This window comes from Dechloromonas aromatica RCB, from assembly GCF_000012425.1.
On sequence record NC_007298.1, the window covers coordinates 3,761,928 to 3,781,205 of the forward strand.

Annotated in this window: 20 protein-coding genes and 1 tRNA gene; 6 read left to right on the forward strand and 15 right to left on the reverse strand. The window is 55.3% G+C overall.

The features are described from left to right. Positions 1-5 precede the first annotated feature (5 nt). From DARO_RS21945 to DARO_RS17945, 6 genes are all read right to left on the reverse strand, one after another. Positions 6-380: a hypothetical protein gene (locus DARO_RS21945; protein ID WP_011289236.1), complete on the reverse strand. Its 375-nt coding sequence runs from the start codon at positions 378-380 to the stop codon at positions 6-8. A 57-nt stretch (positions 381-437) separates the two neighbouring features. Continuing rightward, on the reverse strand, positions 438-737 hold the full coding sequence (locus DARO_RS17925) for an HU family DNA-binding protein (protein WP_011289237.1): 300 nt from the start codon (positions 735-737) through the stop codon (positions 438-440). Between the two features lie 223 nt (positions 738-960). Beyond that, positions 961-1,611 carry a NapC/NirT family cytochrome c gene (locus tag DARO_RS17930; RefSeq protein ID WP_041224490.1) on the reverse strand — a complete coding sequence of 217 codons (651 nt, stop codon included), beginning with the start codon at positions 1,609-1,611 and terminating at the stop codon, positions 961-963. After that, positions 1,608-2,048: a nitrate reductase cytochrome c-type subunit gene (locus tag DARO_RS17935; protein ID WP_011289239.1), complete on the reverse strand. Its 441-nt coding sequence runs from the start codon at positions 2,046-2,048 to the stop codon at positions 1,608-1,610. Before DARO_RS17935 ends, DARO_RS17930 begins: the two co-directional genes overlap by 4 nt. A gap of 72 nt (positions 2,049-2,120) precedes the next feature. Continuing rightward, complete coding sequence (napA, locus tag DARO_RS17940) at positions 2,121-4,634, reverse strand: nitrate reductase catalytic subunit NapA (RefSeq protein WP_011289240.1); 2,514 nt, start codon at positions 4,632-4,634, stop codon at positions 2,121-2,123. Continuing rightward, complete coding sequence (locus DARO_RS17945) at positions 4,631-4,891, reverse strand: chaperone NapD (RefSeq protein WP_041224491.1); 261 nt, start codon at positions 4,889-4,891, stop codon at positions 4,631-4,633. Before DARO_RS17945 ends, napA begins: the two co-directional genes overlap by 4 nt. Before the next feature lie 289 nt (positions 4,892-5,180). On the opposite strand from DARO_RS17945, the gene ahpC reads away from it, so the two are divergent. The 3 genes from ahpC (at position 5,181) to DARO_RS17960 (ending at position 7,993) form a co-directional block, all read left to right on the forward strand. After that, entirely contained in the window at positions 5,181-5,744 is a 564-nt protein-coding gene (gene ahpC, locus DARO_RS17950; protein WP_011289242.1) for an alkyl hydroperoxide reductase subunit C, read from the forward strand. Positions 5,745-5,866: 122 nt separating this feature from the next. Then, positions 5,867-7,432, forward strand: coding sequence for an alkyl hydroperoxide reductase subunit F (ahpF, locus tag DARO_RS17955; protein WP_011289243.1), 1,566 nt, complete (start codon positions 5,867-5,869; stop codon positions 7,430-7,432). Positions 7,433-7,504: 72 nt separating this feature from the next. Further along, the gene (locus tag DARO_RS17960) at positions 7,505-7,993 is read left to right on the forward strand and encodes an acyl-CoA thioesterase (protein ID WP_011289244.1); all 489 of its coding nucleotides are present in this window, start codon (positions 7,505-7,507) and stop codon (positions 7,991-7,993) included. A gap of 173 nt (positions 7,994-8,166) precedes the next feature. Here DARO_RS17960 and DARO_RS22940 read toward each other — a convergent pair whose 3' ends face one another. From DARO_RS22940 to DARO_RS18000, 9 genes are all read right to left on the reverse strand, one after another. Further along, positions 8,167-8,952: an SHOCT domain-containing protein gene (locus DARO_RS22940; protein WP_011289245.1), complete on the reverse strand. Its 786-nt coding sequence runs from the start codon at positions 8,950-8,952 to the stop codon at positions 8,167-8,169. A 145-nt stretch (positions 8,953-9,097) separates the two neighbouring features. After that, positions 9,098-9,682, reverse strand: coding sequence for a BRO-N domain-containing protein (locus tag DARO_RS21950; RefSeq protein ID WP_083761637.1), 585 nt, complete (start codon positions 9,680-9,682; stop codon positions 9,098-9,100). A 467-nt stretch (positions 9,683-10,149) separates the two neighbouring features. Then, the gene (locus DARO_RS17975) at positions 10,150-10,551 is read right to left on the reverse strand and encodes a YdaU family protein (protein WP_011289247.1); all 402 of its coding nucleotides are present in this window, start codon (positions 10,549-10,551) and stop codon (positions 10,150-10,152) included. Continuing rightward, positions 10,548-10,721 carry a hypothetical protein gene (locus DARO_RS22945; RefSeq protein WP_157037244.1) on the reverse strand — a complete coding sequence of 58 codons (174 nt, stop codon included), beginning with the start codon at positions 10,719-10,721 and terminating at the stop codon, positions 10,548-10,550. Before DARO_RS22945 ends, DARO_RS17975 begins: the two co-directional genes overlap by 4 nt. A gap of 428 nt (positions 10,722-11,149) precedes the next feature. Then, positions 11,150-11,704 (reverse strand): recombinase family protein, encoded by a 555-nt coding sequence (locus tag DARO_RS17980; RefSeq protein WP_011289248.1) that lies wholly within the window; start codon positions 11,702-11,704, stop codon positions 11,150-11,152. A 366-nt stretch (positions 11,705-12,070) separates the two neighbouring features. Further along, on the reverse strand, positions 12,071-12,775 hold the full coding sequence (locus DARO_RS17985) for a BglII/BstYI family type II restriction endonuclease (protein ID WP_011289249.1): 705 nt from the start codon (positions 12,773-12,775) through the stop codon (positions 12,071-12,073). Positions 12,776-12,835: 60 nt separating this feature from the next. Continuing rightward, positions 12,836-14,551: a DNA (cytosine-5-)-methyltransferase gene (locus DARO_RS17990; RefSeq protein WP_011289250.1), complete on the reverse strand. Its 1,716-nt coding sequence runs from the start codon at positions 14,549-14,551 to the stop codon at positions 12,836-12,838. Next, complete coding sequence (locus DARO_RS17995; RefSeq protein WP_011289251.1) at positions 14,548-16,227, reverse strand: DUF6538 domain-containing protein; 1,680 nt, start codon at positions 16,225-16,227, stop codon at positions 14,548-14,550. Before DARO_RS17995 ends, DARO_RS17990 begins: the two co-directional genes overlap by 4 nt. 93 nt (positions 16,228-16,320) lie before the next feature. Then, positions 16,321-16,397: transfer RNA gene (locus DARO_RS18000), tRNA-Met, on the reverse strand. Between the two features lie 119 nt (positions 16,398-16,516). Here DARO_RS18000 and miaB point away from each other — a divergent pair. Genes miaB through ybeY form a run of 3 tightly spaced genes read left to right on the forward strand, consistent with a single transcriptional unit; the run spans position 16,517 to position 19,278 of the window. Further along, on the forward strand, positions 16,517-17,854 hold the full coding sequence (miaB, locus tag DARO_RS18005) for a tRNA (N6-isopentenyl adenosine(37)-C2)-methylthiotransferase MiaB (RefSeq protein ID WP_011289252.1): 1,338 nt from the start codon (positions 16,517-16,519) through the stop codon (positions 17,852-17,854). Between the two features lie 4 nt (positions 17,855-17,858). Next, positions 17,859-18,857 (forward strand): PhoH family protein, encoded by a 999-nt coding sequence (locus tag DARO_RS18010; RefSeq protein ID WP_049758781.1) that lies wholly within the window; start codon positions 17,859-17,861, stop codon positions 18,855-18,857. Beyond that, the gene (ybeY, locus tag DARO_RS18015; RefSeq protein WP_011289254.1) at positions 18,829-19,278 is read left to right on the forward strand and encodes an rRNA maturation RNase YbeY; all 450 of its coding nucleotides are present in this window, start codon (positions 18,829-18,831) and stop codon (positions 19,276-19,278) included. The genes DARO_RS18010 and ybeY overlap by 29 nt, the downstream gene beginning before the upstream one ends.

A 19,278-nucleotide genomic window follows, 5' to 3' on the forward strand; every position in this document is an offset into this window, starting at 1 on the left:
AGCGCTCAAGCAGCAGGATTGCCGCCACCGCCACCAGACTGCGGCTTATTTTGGCGTGGACGACGATTATTGTTCGTACGTGGCCGATGCTTCTTCTGTTGCGCCCCAGCCGCACCACCGGCATTACCACCACCGGACTTGCCATGCTGAGAGGGATTGTGACGCCCCTGATTGCCGCCACCAAGCGACTCATTGCCGGATATGCGGTTACCTGGCGCCAACTGGATTTCCAGTTCAATGATTTCGTCCCACTGCTCATCCGTGCGATCGCGCTCCGGAACAGACAGGAGCTCGCGCAAACGGCGACGGGTATCAACCTGCGGAGCTACTGCTACGGCAGGCGGGTTTTCTGGAGGATTTTCTGGATTGGTATCGTTCATTGGAAACCGAAAAAACGGAGTCCGTCAAAAACGAACTCCGCATTCATTAACACCGGATTATTTCTTCTTTGCAGGGCTTTTCTTGGCTGCAACCGAAGCCTTGAAAGCCGTGCCTGCGGTAAATTTCGGCACCGTGGTAGCAGGAATCTTCAGCGTAGCGCCAGTCTTCGGATTCTTGCCGGTGCGCGCTGCGCGCTTTGCGGACTTGAATGTCCCGAAACCAACGAGAGTAACTGACTCCCCTTTGGTGACGGTTGCAACCACAGCGCCGATGATGGCAGACAACGCCTTGTCAGCAGCAGCCTTGGTGATACCAGCTTCTTTTGCAGCAACTTCGACCAGCTCGGATTTATTCATCTAAGTGCCTCCTGTTACCTATCAATGTTTAAGAAAACTGGCCGTCGGAACGGCAGCACTGTAAAAGTAGCATACCTTTTTGAATAAGTGTTGCCCCCAAAGGGCCTATTTACGGGCAACTAGGTGAATATTTGTATTATTCATACGCCAGCAACAACAATCTGTACTGACAAAACAAACCCGGCACGGAGCCGGGTCTGTTTCAAGGCCACCAGAAAGGTGCTTACTTGCTCTCTGGCTTGCCTTCTTCCTTGGCCGGCTCAGCCGGTTTTTCGCCGTGGGAGATCGCGACCGCACCGTCATTTTGCTTGCCAATATGCTGGTCAATCGCCGGCAACTGGTGAGCAATACCCTTGTGGCAGTCGATACAGGTTTTGCCTTCGTCGAACGCCTTCGGGTGCATACGCGCAGCACGATTACCCTGCTCGGTGTAGTCCATGAAGTCGAAACGATGGCAGTTGCGGCATTCACGTGAATCGCTGGCCTTCATGCGATCCCATTCGTGCTGCGCCAGTTCGTGACGCTTCTTGTTGAACTTCTCCGGCGTATCGACGCTGCCCAGAATCTTGTGCAGCACTTCGTTGGAGGCCTGCATCTTGCGAATCATCTTCGGCCCCCACTCCTTGGGCACGTGACAATCCGGACAAGTGGCACGCACCCCGGTCCGATTCGTATAGTGGATGGTGTTCTGGTATTCCTTGAAAACGTTCTCTTCCATCTCGTGACAGGAAATACAGAAAGCTTCCTTGTTGGTTGCCTCCAGCGCCCAGTTGAAACCGCCCCAGAAAACAATACCTGCGACGAAAATCAACAGCACAGTGACCAAGCCGATCCGCTTGACCCAAGCGGGCATATATTTTTCGAGACTCATCATTCCCCCCTCTTGGCTGCTGGCTTATAGGTATTTTCGACCAGAGGCTTGGCGTCGAACTGCGGTACGTGGCACTGCATGCAGAAGTAGCGACGGGGAGAAATATTGGTCAGCTTCTTGTCTTCCCGGTCGAGATAGTGCGACTTGGCAACCTTGGTTGCCCCGGTTTCCTCGGCACGCTCTTTCGAGTGGCAGTCCATGCACTTGTTAAAGTTCTGCGTAATGTTGTACCCCTTGATGCTGTGCGGGATCAGCGGCGGCTGTTTCTGGAAGTTACGCGGAATACTTTCCTTGTCTTTCTCTGGGCGGAACATGTCGACCTTCGAGTTCCCCTCGATCGACACGTGACCGATTTCATTCACCAGTTCCTGCGCGCCAACGCCGCCAACTCCTCCCAGGAGCATGCCTGCAGCCAAGGCCAGTGCAGTGATCAATCTCATTTTATTACCTCCGATGGACGGCCGGGGTTGTGCCACCGGCCGTTTTTTCGCTCATTTTTGTTGTCAACCGCGTCAGACCTTGGTCACCTTGACGGCACACTTCTTGTAGTCCGTTTCCTTGGAAATCGGGCAAGTCGCATCCAGCGTCAATTTATTGACCAGACGGCCAGCGTCAAAGAAGGGGATGAAAACTAGGCCGCGCGGTGGCTTGTTACGGCCACGCGTCTCAACACGCAACTGGATTTCACCGCGCCGCGACGCCACCTTGACCTCCATGCCGCGCTGCAAACCACGCGCCTTGGCGTCATCCGGGTGCATGAAGACAACGGCATCCGGGAAGGCCTTATAGAGCTCCGGCACACGACGGGTCATCGTACCGGTATGCCAATGCTCAAGGACGCGACCAGTAGACAACCACATGTCGAATTCCTTGTCCGGCGACTCGGCGGGCGGCTGATAGGGCAGCGCAAAGATCACTGCCTTGCCATCCTTGTGGCCGTAGAACTTCACGCCCTCGCCCTTCTTGACGTACGGGTCATAACCTTCACGGAAGCGCCACAGCGTTTCCTTGCCGCCAACCACCGGCCAGCGCAGGCCGCGAGCCTGGTGATAGGAGTCGAACGGTGCCAGATCGTGACCATGGCCGCGACCAAACGAGGCGTACTCCTCGAACAGCCCCTTCTGAATATAAAAACCGATCAGCTTGGAGTCGTCGTTATCGAAGCCGGCAGCCGTTTCATTCAGCTTGTACTTGTTCACCACGCCGTTGGCGTAGAGCACATCGAACAAGGTCTTGCCCTTGAGCTTCGGCGCCTTGGCGACCAGTTCGGCCGGCCAGACTTCCTCGACCTTGAAGCGCTTGGAGAATTCCATCAGCTGCCACAGATCGGAGCGAGCCTCACCTGGCGCCTTGACTTGCTGACGCCAGAACTGGGTACGCCGCTCGGCATTGCCGTAAGCACCTTCCTTTTCGACCCACATGGCGGTCGGCAGGATAAGGTCGGCGGCCATCGCCGAGACCGTCGGGTACGGATCGGACACGACAATGAAGTTCTCCGGCTTGCGCCAGCCCGGATAGAGCTCTTCATTGATGTTCGGGCCGGCCTGCATGTTGTTGTTGCACTGCTGCCAGTAGAAATTGACCTTGCCGTCCTTCAGCGCCCGGGCCATGGCCACGGCGTGGTAGCCGACCTTGTCGGGAATCGTGCCTTCCGGCAGGCCCCACAGCTCTTCCGTATGCTTGCGGTGTTCCGGATTGGTGACGACCATGTCGGCCGGCAGGCGATGCGAGAAAGTACCGACTTCGCGTGCCGTGCCGCAAGCGGAGGGCTGGCCGGTCAGCGAGAACGGACTGTTGCCCGGCTCGGAAATCTTGCCGGTCAGCAGGTGGATGTTGTAGCAGAGATTGTTCGCCCAGGTGCCACGGGTATGCTGGTTGAAACCCATGGTCCAGAAGGAGATGACCTTGACCTTGGGGTCGGCATACAACTCGGCCAGCGCCTTGAGATCTTTCTCGGCCACACCGGACAGCTTGGAAACCTTCTCGACGGTGTACTCGGAAACGAACTTCTTGAATTCGTCGAAGGTGATCGGGTCGGACTTGCCGGTATCACCCTTCGGCTTGCCGTCCGCATCCGGATAACCATTGCTCGTTGCATTCTTTTCCAGCGCATGGGTCGGACGCAGGCCGTAACCGATGTCGGTAGCGCTTTTCTTGAAATTGACGTTCTTGTCGACAAACGCCTGATTCACCTTGCCGTTCTGGATGATGTAGTTGGCGATGTAATTGAGGATCGCCAAATCGGTCTGCGGCGTGAAGATCATCGGGATGTCGGCCAGCTCGTAGGAGCGGTGCTCGAAAGTCGACAGCACAGCGACCTTGACCCCCTTGTTCGACAGCTTGCGGTCGGTAATGCGGGTCCACAGGATCGGGTGCATTTCGGCCATGTTCGAGCCCCACAGCACGAAGGCATCGGCATGCTCGATGTCGTCGTAGCAGCCCATCGGCTCATCGATACCGAAAGTGCGCATGAAGCCGGCAACGGCCGAGGCCATGCAGTGGCGTGCGTTGGGATCGAGGTTGTTGGTCCGGAAGCCGGCCTTCATCAGCTTGGAAGCAGCATAGCCTTCCCAGATGGTCCATTGGCCAGAACCGAACATGGCCAGACCATTCGGCCCCTTGGCCTTCATGGTGGCCTTGGCCTTTTCTTCCATGATGTCGAAAGCCTTGGTCCAGGAAATCGGCGTAAATTCGCCGTTCTTGTCGTACTTGCCGTCCTTCATGCGCAACATCGGCGTCTTCAGGCGGTCGGCACCGTACATGATCTTGGACAGGAAGTAGCCCTTGATGCAGTTCAGGCCACGATTGACCGGGGCGTCAGGGTCACCCTGGGTGGCGACGACGCGCCCGTCCTGGGTGCCAACCAGAACACCGCAACCGGTGCCGCAAAAGCGGCAGGCTGCCTTGTCCCAGCGAATCTCGTCCTTGCCCTGGGCCACGGCTGCACCCGGCACGGACAAACCTGCCGCAGAAATCGCCGCCGCTGCTGCGTTGGCTTTGATGAAATCGCGTCGATTGAGCTTCACGCCTCTACCTCCTCGGTATCTTTTGATTCGTCGTCGCTGTATTGATAGACCATGGCCACCGATGCGACGCCGGCAACACCATGCAAGGCTACGTACTTATCAGCAGCCGAATTTGTATCGTCATCCTCCAGAGTAACGACGACTTTCCCCTCAGGGCTCCGGGCGTGAATTTCCACTCCCGGCATCTGGAGCAACGCCACACATGCCTCTTCGAGGCGCTCTGGCGCAATGTACATAATGGCACTGGATATGTTCATCCGGCCCATCTCCTCAAGCTTTAGCAGCCCAATGCCGCCACGGGCAGTAATCTCACCGATCAGTAGGGTTATTCAATTGATTTGAATCAACTCAATCCCCCCGGACAATTCAATCTAGTACCAACGCCACATGTTGTTTAGTACTTTTTAACTAGCATTCCTGATAAATCTAAGCCTCCAGACATTTCCGCTAACTATCGCCGACATTGAAGCAATCAATTGGATCAATGATCTTTCATTGCCTACTATTCAATTCGTGTTCAACACCCAACCCGCACAGGAGAAAACAATGTCGCTTATCAACACTCAGGTTCAACCGTTCAAGGTTCAGGCTTTCCACAACGGCAAGTTCATCGAAGTCACCGAAGCCAGCCTCAAGGGCAAGTGGTCCGTCATGATTTTCATGCCGGCCGCCTTCACGTTCAACTGCCCGACTGAAATCGAAGATGCCGCCAACAACTACGGCGAATTCCAGAAGGCCGGCGCCGAGGTTTACATCGTCACCACCGACACCCACTTCTCGCACAAGGTCTGGCACGAAACCTCCCCGGCCGTCGGCAAGGCCCAGTTCCCGCTGATCGGCGACCCGACTCACCAGATGACCCGCGCCTTCGATGTGCATATCGACGAAGAAGGCCTGGCCCTGCGCGGCACCTTCGTGATCAACCCGGACGGCGTGATCAAGACCGTTGAAGTTCACTCCAACGAAATCGCCCGCGACGTTTCCGAAACCCTGCGCAAGCTGAAGGCCGCTCAATACACAGCCAGCCACCCGAACGAAGTCTGCCCGGCCAAGTGGAAGGAAGGCGAAAAGACCCTGGCTCCGTCGCTGGACCTGGTCGGCAAGATCTAAAAACACACGCTAACCGCAACAGAGAAGACTTCCCGCCGCCTCGGCGGCGGGATTTCAGTGAAAAGCGGCGGACAACCGCCGCTTTTCACTGAAATTCAAAAATACCCATAGGGAGAGACGCCATGCTCGACACCGCCATCAAAGGCCAACTGAAGGCCTATCTCGAACGCCTGCAACGCCCCATCGAACTGGTTGGCACGCTGGATGACAGCGCCAAGGGCCAGGAAATGCGCGCCCTGCTCAACGACATCCTCGAATGCTCGGACAAGGTCACCCTGCGTGAAAACGGTGGCGCCACGCGCATTCCGTCCTTCGCGGTCGCGCTGCCCGGCGAAACGCCGCGCATCCACTTCGCCGGCCTGCCGATGGGCCACGAATTCACCTCGCTGGTGCTCGCCCTGCTGCAAACCGGCGGCCACCCGCCCAAGGTTGAGCAATCAGTCATCGACCAGATCAATGCGCTGCCCGGCAGCTTCAAGTTCGAGACCTACATCTCGCTGTCCTGCCATAACTGTCCGGATGTCGTGCAAGCCCTGAACCTGATGGCCGTGCTCAACCCCAACGTGACCAGCACGATGATCGATGGCGCGATGTTTCAGGATGAGGTCAACGCCCGCCAGATCATGGCCGTGCCGACCACCTACCTGAACGACGCCGAATTCGGTGCCGGCCGCATGCTGATCGAGGAAATTCTCGCCAAGGTCGATACCGGCGCTACAGCCCGTGCCGCCGAAGAACTTGGCAAAAAAGAAACCTTCGACGTGCTCGTCGTTGGTGGTGGCCCGGCGGGCGCGGCAGCAGCCATCTATGCCGCTCGCAAGGGCATCCGTACCGGCATCGTCGCCGAGCGTTTCGGCGGCCAGGTGATGGACACACTGGGCATCGAGAACTTCATCTCGGTGCCTTACACCGAAGGCCCGAAACTGGTCGCCTCGCTGGAGCAGCACGTCAAGGAATACGCGGTCGATGTGATGAACCTGCAACGCGCCAACAAGCTGACTCCGGCCAGCGAAAATGGCGGACTGGTGGGGCTCGAACTTGAAAACGGCGCCAAGCTGCAGGCCAAGACGGTGATTCTTTCCACAGGCGCGCGCTGGCGTGAAATGAACGTGCCGGGCGAGAACCAATACAAGGCCAAGGGGGTCTGTTTCTGCCCGCACTGTGACGGCCCGCTGTTCAAGGGCAAGCGCGTGGCAGTCATTGGCGGCGGCAACTCCGGCGTTGAGGCAGCCATCGACCTGGCTGGCATCGTCGCCCACGTCACGCTGCTCGAATTCGCCGATACCCTGCGAGCCGATGCTGTGTTACAGAGCAAGCTCAATAGCCTGCCCAACGTCACAGTGATCAAGTCAGCGCAAACCACCGAAGTCACCGGTGACGACCAGAAGGTCAACGGCATTACCTACAAGGACCGCATCACCGGCGAGGAAAAGCACGTCGAACTCGAAGGCATCTTCGTGCAGATTGGCCTGTTGCCAAACACCGACTGGTTGAAGGGATCGTTGGACCTGAGCAAGTTTGGCGAAATCATCATTGATGCAAAAGGCCAAACCAGCGCCCCGGGCGTCTTCGCCGCCGGCGACTGCACCACGGTGCCGTACAAGCAGATCATCATTGCCATGGGCGCCGGCGCCACCGCCTCGCTCAGCGCCTTCGACCACCTGATCCGCAGCTCGGCCCCGGCCTGATCTGCCCTTGCCTTAAACTACGGCCAGCGACGGCTTACCGTCCCTGGCCGTTTTTCTTTCGGGAAGCACAAAATGGATTTACCCAAACACCAACTCGCCATGACCGTGTTGATGACACCAGACATGGCCAATTTCTCCGGCAATGTTCACGGCGGCACCATCCTCAAGTTGCTCGACCAAGTCGCCTACGCCTGCGCCAGCCGCTACGCCAGCCAATACGTCGTCACCCTGTCGGTCGACCAGGTCATGTTCCGCCAACCCATCCACGTTGGCGAACTGGTTACCTTCCTCGCCTCGGTGAATTACACCGGCAACACCTCGATGGAAATCGGCGTCAAAGTCCTGACCGAAAGCATCCGCGACCAGGTCGTCCGCCATGCCAATAGCTGCTTCTTCACGATGGTCGCGGTCGATGACAACGGCCAAACCACGCCGGTCCCGCCGCTTGCCCCCAAGACCCCGGACGAAATCCGCCGCTACCAGGCCGCCCAACTACGCCGCGAACTGCGCAAGGAATTCGAAACGCGGCAGAAGCAGTTGAACGCTGGCATCTCCATCTGATCGAAGAACGTAAACGACAAAGCCCGCTGACGAATCAGCGGGCTTTGAGTGTTACTGGTGGTGATGGGCAGAAAATGAACTTGCCAAAACCACCATCAAAAAATCAATAACTTACACACCATCTGGCACCTGCGTGTAGTGTAGCTTGTGTGAAAGTCAAAGCGCAAGAGATGCTAGAGCGAATCAAGAATCGACTTCTTCTGAGTCTCATAATCCTTGTTGGTTATTAGCCCCTTGTCTTTCAAGTCCTTCAAACGGCGCAAGCGTTCTTCGACATCGTTCACCTTGGGTTGAGCAACGAACTGTTCCTTGGGTTTGCTCTCTCCAAGAGCAACGCTCGGTACTTCGCGTTTTGCCCCACCTTGCTCAAGCGCCACTTGTTGTAGTGCTGCATGTGTTTTTACGAGTGCATCCTCCATTGCTCTACGCCCCGCAAAACCGTGATCTCTCAACCGCTCTCCTGTTTCCGCTGTGCCGACGCCAACCACCCTTGGAGATGCTACAACGCGGCCGGAAGCATCACGAATGGTGTTAGTGATATCAACAGAGAAGTTTGTCGGAGGCCAAGTGAAGAAGCCGGTGCTTCCTGAGTTAGTCACAACAGTTGGTTCGATCACGTAATCAAAACGATCATTCGGGTTTGGAGTATCTGAGTTCGAGATGGCTGCATTGCGATACAAACCCGTCAGGACATCGCGATAACCAATCTCTAGTGCTTCGTATGGGTAATACCGGACGTTATCGCCCCCGCCACCCGGAGTAGTGACCTCCAACTGGCGATTTTTCTGAGAAATGTAGTACCCGACACTAACGCCTATTTTTTGTGGTGTCGTTTGAGCTGTCTTAGCTGCCACATTGGACATTGAGGGCGAGACGTTAATGGAATGAGCGCAACCACCCAACAAAACAGCGACAAATAACAGCCCCAGCCAAGAACGACCTACTATTTTTTGCATCATTTTTTACGATCTGCTTTGAAGTCAAAATCGCATTATGACATGAGGAAAATACACATTCTGGACTAACCGAAAACAGACAGATATGTCAAAAACCCACACCAGCCTCAAAAAGGTTATAGGTGTGGGCTATCGAAAAACGCTGTTTCTACGTGGAAAGCAAGGCATTCACCCCCTGATCAACAAGTCCAGCCATCAGTGAAAGCGGGAGGTCAAACTTCAAGGCAGCTTCCTGGGTTGCCCAGTCGCTGCTGGCTTGAGATCGTGCTTTCGACTTCCAGTGGTCATGCTCAGTTAGTTTGTCGTAGTAGCGAAGGGCTGGCATGGCGTTCTCGCGGATTTTTCGGTGCAGGTTGATGACAAGTGCCTCCGGCAAATCTTCTTGGCCTTTGGCGTAGCCGCCATGCTGGCGAATCGAGGGGAGAACAACGGATGTGACCCACTTCCTGAAATCCTTCGCCTCTTTCCGGCGACTCCTGAGGATGGCGGCGAACAGCCCCGACTCACTGATGATCAATGCCTCTTGTTCGCCACCAAGGGTACTCAGATTGTGAGTATCCTTTTCGTCGTCATCAAGATTTCGTGCCATGTTGGCAGCGTCTCGATAGCCGAGAATATCGGCAATATCCTTGGCGACAAACCAAGTGCTGCCGTCCTTCGCGACTGTGCGGACAGCGAGGTTGACGGCGGAGCTTCCTCGAATGGATGGAAATGCGAATACTTGAGTGGCCATGTGGTTTGGTTCCATTTGGTTGAACCCGCGTGAAGTCTCCTCCGCGTCAGCCATCAGCACCCCAAACCTTGGGAACTGACGTGGCAACACACGGATTCAACGAAACGGGCTGATGTGGATTGATGATTGGCCGGAGATGGCCGATTGGGTACTGCGGAGGTGGTCGCTATCGAATCGCGTAGCGATGGAAGACACCATCCTGCGTGGCAGGGAAGACATCACAGTTGATGCTTCACTTCCGTTTCACCGCAGGTAACTTTGGTACTTCAACAAAGTGAGATTGCCGGTTGATGGAAGCGATAGCCAGGTGTGCTGAAGGTTTACAACCACCATCAGGAACCAGATTGAGGTCGCCCAGAATCTGTCTCTATTTCTTTCTGGTTGTCTATTTCTCTATCGCATAACACCTGCACTGCCACAGCACTGCATCGGCATACATCGGTACTGCACCGGCAAGTTACGGCGTATCAGAAATCTGCCGAATCGGGATCGCTGCTGAGAGATGGGGTCGCCACAGTACCTTTCTGCTGTTTAGGTGCCCAGCGTCCTTTGGCCTTTTCCGATTGTGCTCGGCTCTTTGCATCGACCTCCTCAAGCTGGTTGTCGAGCCATTCGTTACGGCTTTCGGGGAAGAACTCCTCAAGAACCTTCTCAAGGATTTGCTCCTCCTCCGAGGTGCTGACGTTGATCTTGCGCTTCAGGATGGCGGGGCTATCTGGGAGCATTCCGCCGAGCGCCCAGTACAAGTTGAGCAGCCGGGCGTATATCCCGACATGAGCGGCGGGTAGGCCGGTAGTGTCAGCAAGGAATGCCCCAGCATCCATCTTGAACCACGACAGGCGGTCGGATTTCTTGCGGGGCGCGGTCATGCTGCCACCTCGTTCTGTGCCTTGTGCTGGGAAAGGATGATTGCCAGTGCTTGGTTATTGGTCAGCTTGGTTTGGTGCTGTTGCTCGTACTGACGTTGGAACTGCTTGAGGTGGTCGAACCTTGCTACCGGCAAATCGAAGTTCCGAAACACGCATTTTTGATTCTGCATCTGATTTCCTTCTACAAATGAAAAAAGCCACCTGCGGAGTACCGGAGATGGCCTGTTGGGTTACAAGGGAATAGCGGGGGCGCCATTACTATGGTGTGCAAGAAATCGCAGAAGCCACAGAATCGCCACCTAGCTAGCGGCTGTGTCTTTTGGCTCTTGTCCTATGGGGTGGGTTAATCGCAGAGGCCGTGCAATCGCTCTTTGGTGGACGACAGCGTATTCTGGCCAGGGCAGTCAACGAGGAGCAGAGAAAATCGCCCCAGCGTCCACTGTGTGCGTTTCAGGAGTTGTTATCGCGTCGCTTTCTCTCGAAGAGTCCTGCGAAGTCGAAAACCCCGACTAGCTGGATCAAGACCACGACTACCACGCCGATACCGATGAAGATTTCCATGTCGTCCCCCTTGGCTGTTGTCGAAGGTGTGCAAGATTTACTGGCCGAGGTAGGAGTAGAGCGTTTCGCGGCTGATACCGAACTCACGCGCAAGGGCTGCTTTCTTTTCACCGGCTGCGGCTCTCCGACGTAACTCCTGCGCTTGCTCCTCGTTCATCTTCTTCTTGCCACCCTTGTAGGCACCTGCGGCCTTGGCAATGGCGATGCCTTCACGCTGCCGCTCAAGGATCAGCGAACGCTCGAACTCGGCAACCGCCCCCAGCATGGACAACAGCAGGTTAGCCATAGGCGAGTCATCGCCGGTGAAGGTCAGGTTTTCCTTGTGCGACTTCACAACGACACCACGCCCCGTCAGTTCCTTGATGATCTTGCGGAGGTCGTCCAGGTTGCGCCCTAGCCGATCAAGGCTATGGATGTGCAGGGTGTCTCCCTTGCGGAGATGCTTCAGGCAAGCCTCAAGTTGGGGGCGGGATGTGTCCTTGCCACTGGCCTTGTCCTCGAAGACTTCATCCAGCGCCACACCTTCAAGCTGACGTGCCGTGTTCTGGACGATGGTGCTGACTCTGACGTAGCCGACGTTTTGACCTGACATGATGCTCTCCTGTTAATTGATGTGTCAGGACAGAGTCTAAGAAGCTGCATCGATAGTGTCAAGTTGATTTTCAAACAACTTCGATTGGACACATATTCTGTCAGGTTCAAGTGTGGCGTCAGGCTACACCCTGAGTGGACAGTACAAACGGTCGCTAGAAAAGGGGGCGGCGAATCCCATTCATCACACCCTTCACTCATCCGAAGGGGGCAGTTGCAAACGTGAATTAGCAACAACAAGCACGAAACGAGAGAAGGGTGACAGCAGTTAAGGCGACAAGGAGGTACGGGGGGGAAGTTCGAGTTCAGGTCAGATCAACTTGCCGCTTCACATTTTTCCGAGATTTTCAAATCGCTCTTGCCAAGGTTATTCCTCGTCCGCATCATCAAGCATTGGGCCTGTCGGACTGTCTGGGCCAATATCACCCATTGGCGTACCGTTCAGATATCCGTTCACGATGCGCCACTTGTTGGCATTTTTCCCTCTGCCTGTAATGTTTTTGATCCCACCAAACTTGCATTGGGAAATATCAACGATATTCGTATCGACATCCGGCTCAAGGCCAATCAGCAATATTGGAAGCGTAATTGACAGCTTCGCGGAGGGCAGTTCACGCTCTGTACGCTCGAAGTTCACGATATTGGAGTCGATACGCTTTGCAAGAGAGTTCATTGGCACAACACTAAGGCCAATATTGATCAACGATTGCGAGTAAGCCGTTTGAAACTTGAATACATCGCTATACCAACGCGACATATTGCCGAACTGAACTTCCGCCTGAACAACAATATCGCCGAACGTTTTTTTGAAATCTGCGGCTAACCCAGAGTTTTCGATGCTTGTGGCTAAGGGGTGATATTCCCAACCGTGATCGATTGCCATTACCCGATCAAAGTAGGTGTTCATAACCTGTTGAACGACATCCAGTTTGTCATTGCTCGATGATTTGTTCGGATATACGAAAAGTGGCGCACCACTGAGAATCGCCTGAATCTCATTCCAGGCTGCCTGATGCTTTGGATGCTGAACAATCTCCTCAGCAAACCGATAACTATGGGTCTTGATCTTCATGTATGCCACTCTCCTAAATCGTAGACTATAAAAGAGAGTGGCAATGTCTGGACAGGTCTTTTAGCCCTTAGAGTTTGAGAACGAGGGGTCGCAGAAACGCAGATTTGCAAACGCTCCAACCAGCAACCCTGCAAGTACCGCATCCGAGTATTTGAGTACCTTGTCGGAACCTTGTGGGTAACCCATATCTTCGAGGATTTTCGCGATTACGCCTTCAGACCCCCGGTTGTGCTTGCAAAGGAGAGTGATCGTTTCCTCTGTTGCCTGACCCAGAACATCAACAACATCGTACGGATGGAAGCGATGCTCTAGCGTATGAGTCCAGACACGTTGAAGGGTCTGGGCATCAGTTGAAGAAATCACCTGATCTACGTGGGCGATTGATGTCATAACTTGAGGCAAGACACCCTCAACCTCTTTGGACGCTTTCAACTTCTTCAGAAGGCCATCTGAAAGAGGGAGTTCTGTAATGTTCTTCGAATTACCGAAGAAGAACTTGACCCTCCATTCAGGTACGCTACCGACAAACGAGTTTGCCAGCTCAAAACGCACCCCACTCTTGAACCTTAGATGAGGAAGTGCTGCTCTGAACCGTCTGGTGGAAGAGTAGGAGTCACCGGCAGTATCAGGGCGAGTTACTTTGGGGCGCTCCTCTGTCCCAACAAACCGACCGATACCCTCATTGGGTTGAATGAGAGTCTCTGGCGAAATCCCCAACATCGCTTGTGCAACGTAAAACGTAAAGAGCGGAGGAACTGCATTTCCAATCATCTTCAGTTTTTGAGCATAGCTATCACCAAAAAACTGGTAAGTAATAGGGAATCCCTGAAGACACCCTCGCTCACGCACGGTCAAACGCCTGAAGCGTCCCTTCTGTTCAGGCGCTGCAATCACAACGCTCTCTCTGGATACCCGCGTACAGGTCGCCGTAATCGTCCTTGCGGTTCGGTTTAGGGGATCGGGGAAGGCCATGTTGTTATAAACCGGGTGGTAGGTCTTCATTTCCCGATTCATCCGCTCCTCTTCTGCTGAGAGGAACTCCTCAATCACGTGATCGGTAAGCTCTTCTCTAGCCACTTCGATACCGTAAATCGGATCGGTTATGGTTGCTTGAGAGAGTACGGAAACAACGTCACCAAGTGTTCGCGGCTTTGTATGCTCTTTGTACGACTGGAGTAGGCCGAAATCGAAGTTGCCAACGATGCAGCGCTGACGACGCTGTGGCACTCCCCACTCGCAAGTATCAACAATCTTGATTACTGGCTTCAGGTGGGAAAAATGGGCTAGACGACCGCCAATCTGCATTTCCTTCTCGATGATGCTCGCAACACGAGGGACGTTTTCCATTGCCCAATGCTTGGGGCGGACGTAATCGACCACCGCCAAAAACTTGGCTATATCTTTCAGACCATCCTCAATATCGCCACTACCTCCACGATTTGCGAAGGAAAACTGTGTGCAAGGAGGGCTTCCAACCACAATATCGATGTTCTTGGGCAAATCTTCGAGTCGCAACTGTCGGATATCGATCTCAGTAGCGAGATGTTGATTATTTTTGTGATTGGTTCGATTGGCCTTGTCCCACCATTCATAGGACGCAACGACCTCAATGCCCGCCATTTCAAGGCCGAGTGACCACCCGCCGATCCCTGAGTAAAGATCAATCGCGCGTGGTTTTGCCTTGGTGGATTTCATCGTATTTTTTTCTGCCATTTTCTGAGTAACTCGGCATTCAAAACCAACCTCAAAGTGTTGGCAAGCTACTTCTGTCGTCATCTGCTTTCCCCTTGCCAAACCTTGGTCATCCAGAATGTAAGGCCAAAATCCACCTTGCAAACAGTCTCGTACGCACGTTTGATCGCGCGACTGGAAATGTACCCACGCTTCACCGCAGAGCCTTGCCCTACGTGTCCCGTGATCTGGTCGATTGCGGATTCCATAGACGCATCTTCGTGATTCGCCGCGTAGGTAATCAGCGTGTGACGAAATGCGTGGAAGCCTGTGATTTTCGCGAACGGGGTGTCGTCCCGTAACCCTGTATCGGCAACAAACGACGAGAACCACTCTCGCGCTCGTTCTCCGGCCTTGCCACCCTTCGGCTTAAACTCTGGAAACAGTCGGCCTGTACCGCTAGCTTTAACCCTCTCAAGGTACGCGAGAAAACCTAGCTCAATGAGTTTAGGATGGATCGGGACAATGCGCGGAGTACCTGTTTTGATGCTCTTGGTGATGTCTTCGCCAGGTTCTGTCTCTGTCGTAATACTTAGGCACTGAATCCCTTCTTGCTCGATCCAATCGACCTCAGGATTGATCCGACAAACTTCGTTGATACGGGCGCCGGTGTATAGGCCAAGCATTGGCAGCCAGTAACGACCGGCCTTTTCCGGATCGCTGGCAATCGCTTGCATTTCCTCGCCAAGAAACAGGCGCTCAAGCTCAGGCTGTTTGAAAGCACGTTGCTTGTCCTCGCCTTTCACTCGCGTACCTTGATAGGTGATGGCGTCGACGGTTAGGCCAACCGGAAACCCTTGATCGTGGTACATACTCTTCGCCCACTTGAGAAGATGCCGAATCGGAGCAACGTAGTTGTTCTTGAACGTCTCCGGCGACATCGTCACTTCATCGCCAGCCCATGCCCTCAACGTCACCGCTTTCGGTTTCTTGGGGCCGCCACGCTGCGAAGGAAGACGCTGAACCACATCGAAGAAGTCGCGAATATCCTGCTGCTTGAGTGCAGTGATGGGCTTGTCTCCAACTATCTCCAATAGCTTGTCCACGCAAGCGGAGTCTTTCTTCAGCGCCGTAGCCTTGCCCTTTGAGCGACTGCCAAGGAACTCCTTGGTGACTTGCGACAGCGGGATTAACGATTGCTGTGGGGGCGGAGGGGTTGGCTCACGTTCGCCCTGATCTCTGGAAGCCAGAGTGTTGAGGTAACGTGCATACCTTGGGGAAAGCTCCTCGATGAACTTGGCGAAGGCAATGCTGCGACTGTCGTACTCGATACCCTTCTGTTTGAAGAACCACGCAGCATCACGCAGCAAAAAGTCAGGATGTTTGCCGGTACGCGCCCCCTCTCGCAACTCGTCGACCATGCCGTAATAGACATGCTCACTGTTTTCGTTGGTTCTCGCTGATGAACAGCGAAGACGCAACTCTTCATCTTCTCTAAGGCTGAAATGCAGCCACTCGTCTAAGAGGTGGGGGATGAACTCTTCAGTCATCGAAACGCCGAGGGTGCGCTCACGTCGGATTCGGTCGAACTCGCGAAGGAGAAGAAACCAGCGCTCGTCGTTTAGGTCTTTGGCCTTTTTCTTGTCCCTTGTACGCAAAGTCTTTTGAATGTGCGTTTTGTTGTAATGGGGGACGAGATCGGCAGGAATGCGGAAGTTCGTGTAGTAGATTCCGCTGTCAGGATCAGGGTACGGCTTAGGCACGTTTTTATCCAACTTCATACGTCTTGTATTGGAGTCTGTATGGGAGTTGGAAAGTATAAGGCCCTGAGTCACAAGGGGTAATCTTGCAAATCAGGGCCTTACGGTATTACGTGGTGGTGATGGGCAGAATCGAACTGCCGACCTATGGGTTATGAATCCATCGCTCTAACCGTCTGAGCTACATCACCACGCTTAGAGGGCGCGGATTATAGATTGCGGGCGACCAGACGGTCAACCGCGTTATAATGCGCAACTTTTCTGCCGCCTGCTTGCCGAAGCGGCACCCACTGATTTTTAAAGTAATTTCATGCCAAAAAAACTGTTCATCCGCACTTTTGGGTGCCAGATGAATGAGTACGATTCGGACAAGATGGCCGACGTACTCAATGCTTCCGAAGGCGTCATCAAGACCGACAACCCCGAAGAAGCCGACATCATCCTGTTCAATACCTGCTCGGTGCGCGAAAAGGCGCAGGAAAAGGTTTTCCATGACCTCGGCCGTGTCCGCCACCTGAAAAAACTGAATCCGAACCTGGTGATCGGCGTCGGTGGTTGCGTCGCCAGCCAGGAAGGCGATGCGATCATCGCTCGGGCACCGTATGTCGATGTGGTCTTCGGACCGCAGACGCTGCACCGTTTGCCGCAACTGATTGCCGAACGCAAGGCCAAGGGCAAGGCGGCCGTCGACGTTTCCTTCCCGGAAATCGAGAAGTTCGACGCGATGCCGCCGTCTGAAATCAAGGGCGCTTCGGCTTTTGTCTCGATCATGGAAGGTTGCTCCAAATTCTGCACCTTCTGCATCGTGCCTTACACCCGCGGTGGCGAGGTTTCGCGGCCGTTCAACGATGTACTGACCGAAGTCGCCGATCTGGCGGCCCATGGCGTCGGCGAAGTGACGCTGCTCGGCCAGAACGTCAATGCCTATCGCGGCGACATGGAAGGCACAGAGGAAAAGGCAGACCTCGCCCTGCTGATCGAATACATCGCCGAAGTGCCGGGCATCGAGCGCATCCGCTACACGACCTCGCACCCCCGCGAGATGACGCAGAGTCTGTTCGACACCTACGTCAAGGTCCCGAAACTGGTTTCGCACCTGCACCTGCCGGTTCAGGCAGGTTCCGACCGTGTGCTGGCAGCGATGAAGCGCGGCTACACGACGCTGGAGTACAAGTCGATCATCCGCAAACTGCGGGCGGCACGACCGGATATTTCCCTGTCGTCGGACTTCATCGTCGGCTTCCCCGGCGAAACTGACGAGGATTTCGAGAAGACGATGAAGCTGATCGACGATGTCGGTTTCGACAGTTCGTTCTCCTTCATCTACAGCCCGCGCCCCGGCACCCCGGCGCTGGAGCTGGACGATTCGACCCCGGCCGACGTGAAGTCAGCCCGCCTGCTGCGTCTGCAAAAGCGCATCGACGAACAGGCACAGGCGATCAGCCAGACCATGGTTGGCAGCATCCAGCGTGTTCTGGTCGAGGGCACCTCGAAGAAGGACGTGCATGAACTGGCCGGCCGGACCGACAACAACCGCATCGTCAACTTTTCCGGCAACCCGCGCCTGATCAACACCTTCGTCGATGTTCGCATCACGTCGTCGCTGTCGCACACGCTGAGGGGCGAAATTGTCATCCGAGAAGACTAATGGCATGAAAACAGGTGCTGCCACCAAGCCGGCGCCGAAGCAGAAACCGGTCGAGCTGGCGCTGTCGCCAGTCGACAACGCCCAACTGGCCAATCTATGCGGCCCGCTGGACGAAAACATCCGGCAGATCGAAACCGGTTTTGACGTGGTGATTCGTCGCCGCAACGAACGGTTCTCGATCCTGGGCGAAAAAGCCCGACTGACTGCCGATGCCATCCGGCACTTCTACGCCATGTCACGCGCCCCGCTATCAGTGGATGAAATACAGCTTGGTCTGATCGAACTGACCAACGCGCCGGTTCGCCGCGTGTCGCAACGCAGCGAGGGTCCGGTGGATGGTCCGCAACTGATCACCCGCAACACCCAGTTGCATGGCCGCACGCCGCGCCAGGTGGCTTACCTGAAGGCGATCCAGGAACACGACATCACTTTCGGCATCGGCCCGGCCGGCACTGGCAAGACTTACTTGGCTGTCGCGTCCGCCGTCGACGCCTTCGAACGCGATCTGGTCGAGCGCATCATCCTGACCCGGCCGGCCGTCGAAGCCGGCGAGCGCCTCGGCTTTCTGCCCGGCGACCTGACCCAGAAAATCGACCCCTACCTGCGCCCGCTCTACGATGCGCTGTACGACCTGATGGGTGCCGACCGCGTCGCCAAGCTCTACGAAAAGCGCGCCATCGAGATCGCCCCGCTTGCTTTCATGCGCGGCCGCACGCTGAACCATGCCTTTATCATTCTCGACGAGGCGCAGAACACGACGCCGGAGCAGATGAAGATGTTCCTGACCCGCATCGGCATTGGCGCCAAGGCGGTAGTCACCGGCGACATCACCCAGATCGACCTGCCCAAGGGCCACAAGAGCGGCCTGAACGAAGCCATCTCCGTGCTCGACAACGTACGCGGCCTGGCCTTTACCCACTTCAAGAAGGAAGATGTGGTGCGCCACCCGCTGGTCGCCCGCATCGTCGACGCCTATGAAAAACGCACCCAGCAACCGACTTAATCTTTCGGTGCAATACGCCTGTAACCGGGAAGGGCTACCCTTGCGGGCAGATTTCGTGCGCTGGGCACGTGCCGCGCTGGTTGGCGGCGGCGAAGTCACCATCCGCCTGGTCGACGCCGACGAAGGCCAGTCGCTGAATAAGGAATACCGGGGCAAGGATTACGCAACCAACGTGCTGTCCTTTCCCTACGATACCGAACCGGTGGTGATGGGCGATCTGGTCGTCTGCCCGAGCGTCGTGAGCAAGGAAGCGGCCGAGCAGAACAAGCCGCTGGAGGCTCATTACGCGCACCTGACGGTGCATGGTATGCTGCATTTGCAGGGCTGGGATCATGACAATGACGATGATGCCCAGGCGATGGAAGACGAAGAAAGGGAGATTCTCGCTGCAATGGGTTATCCAGACCCGTATGCGGTTTAA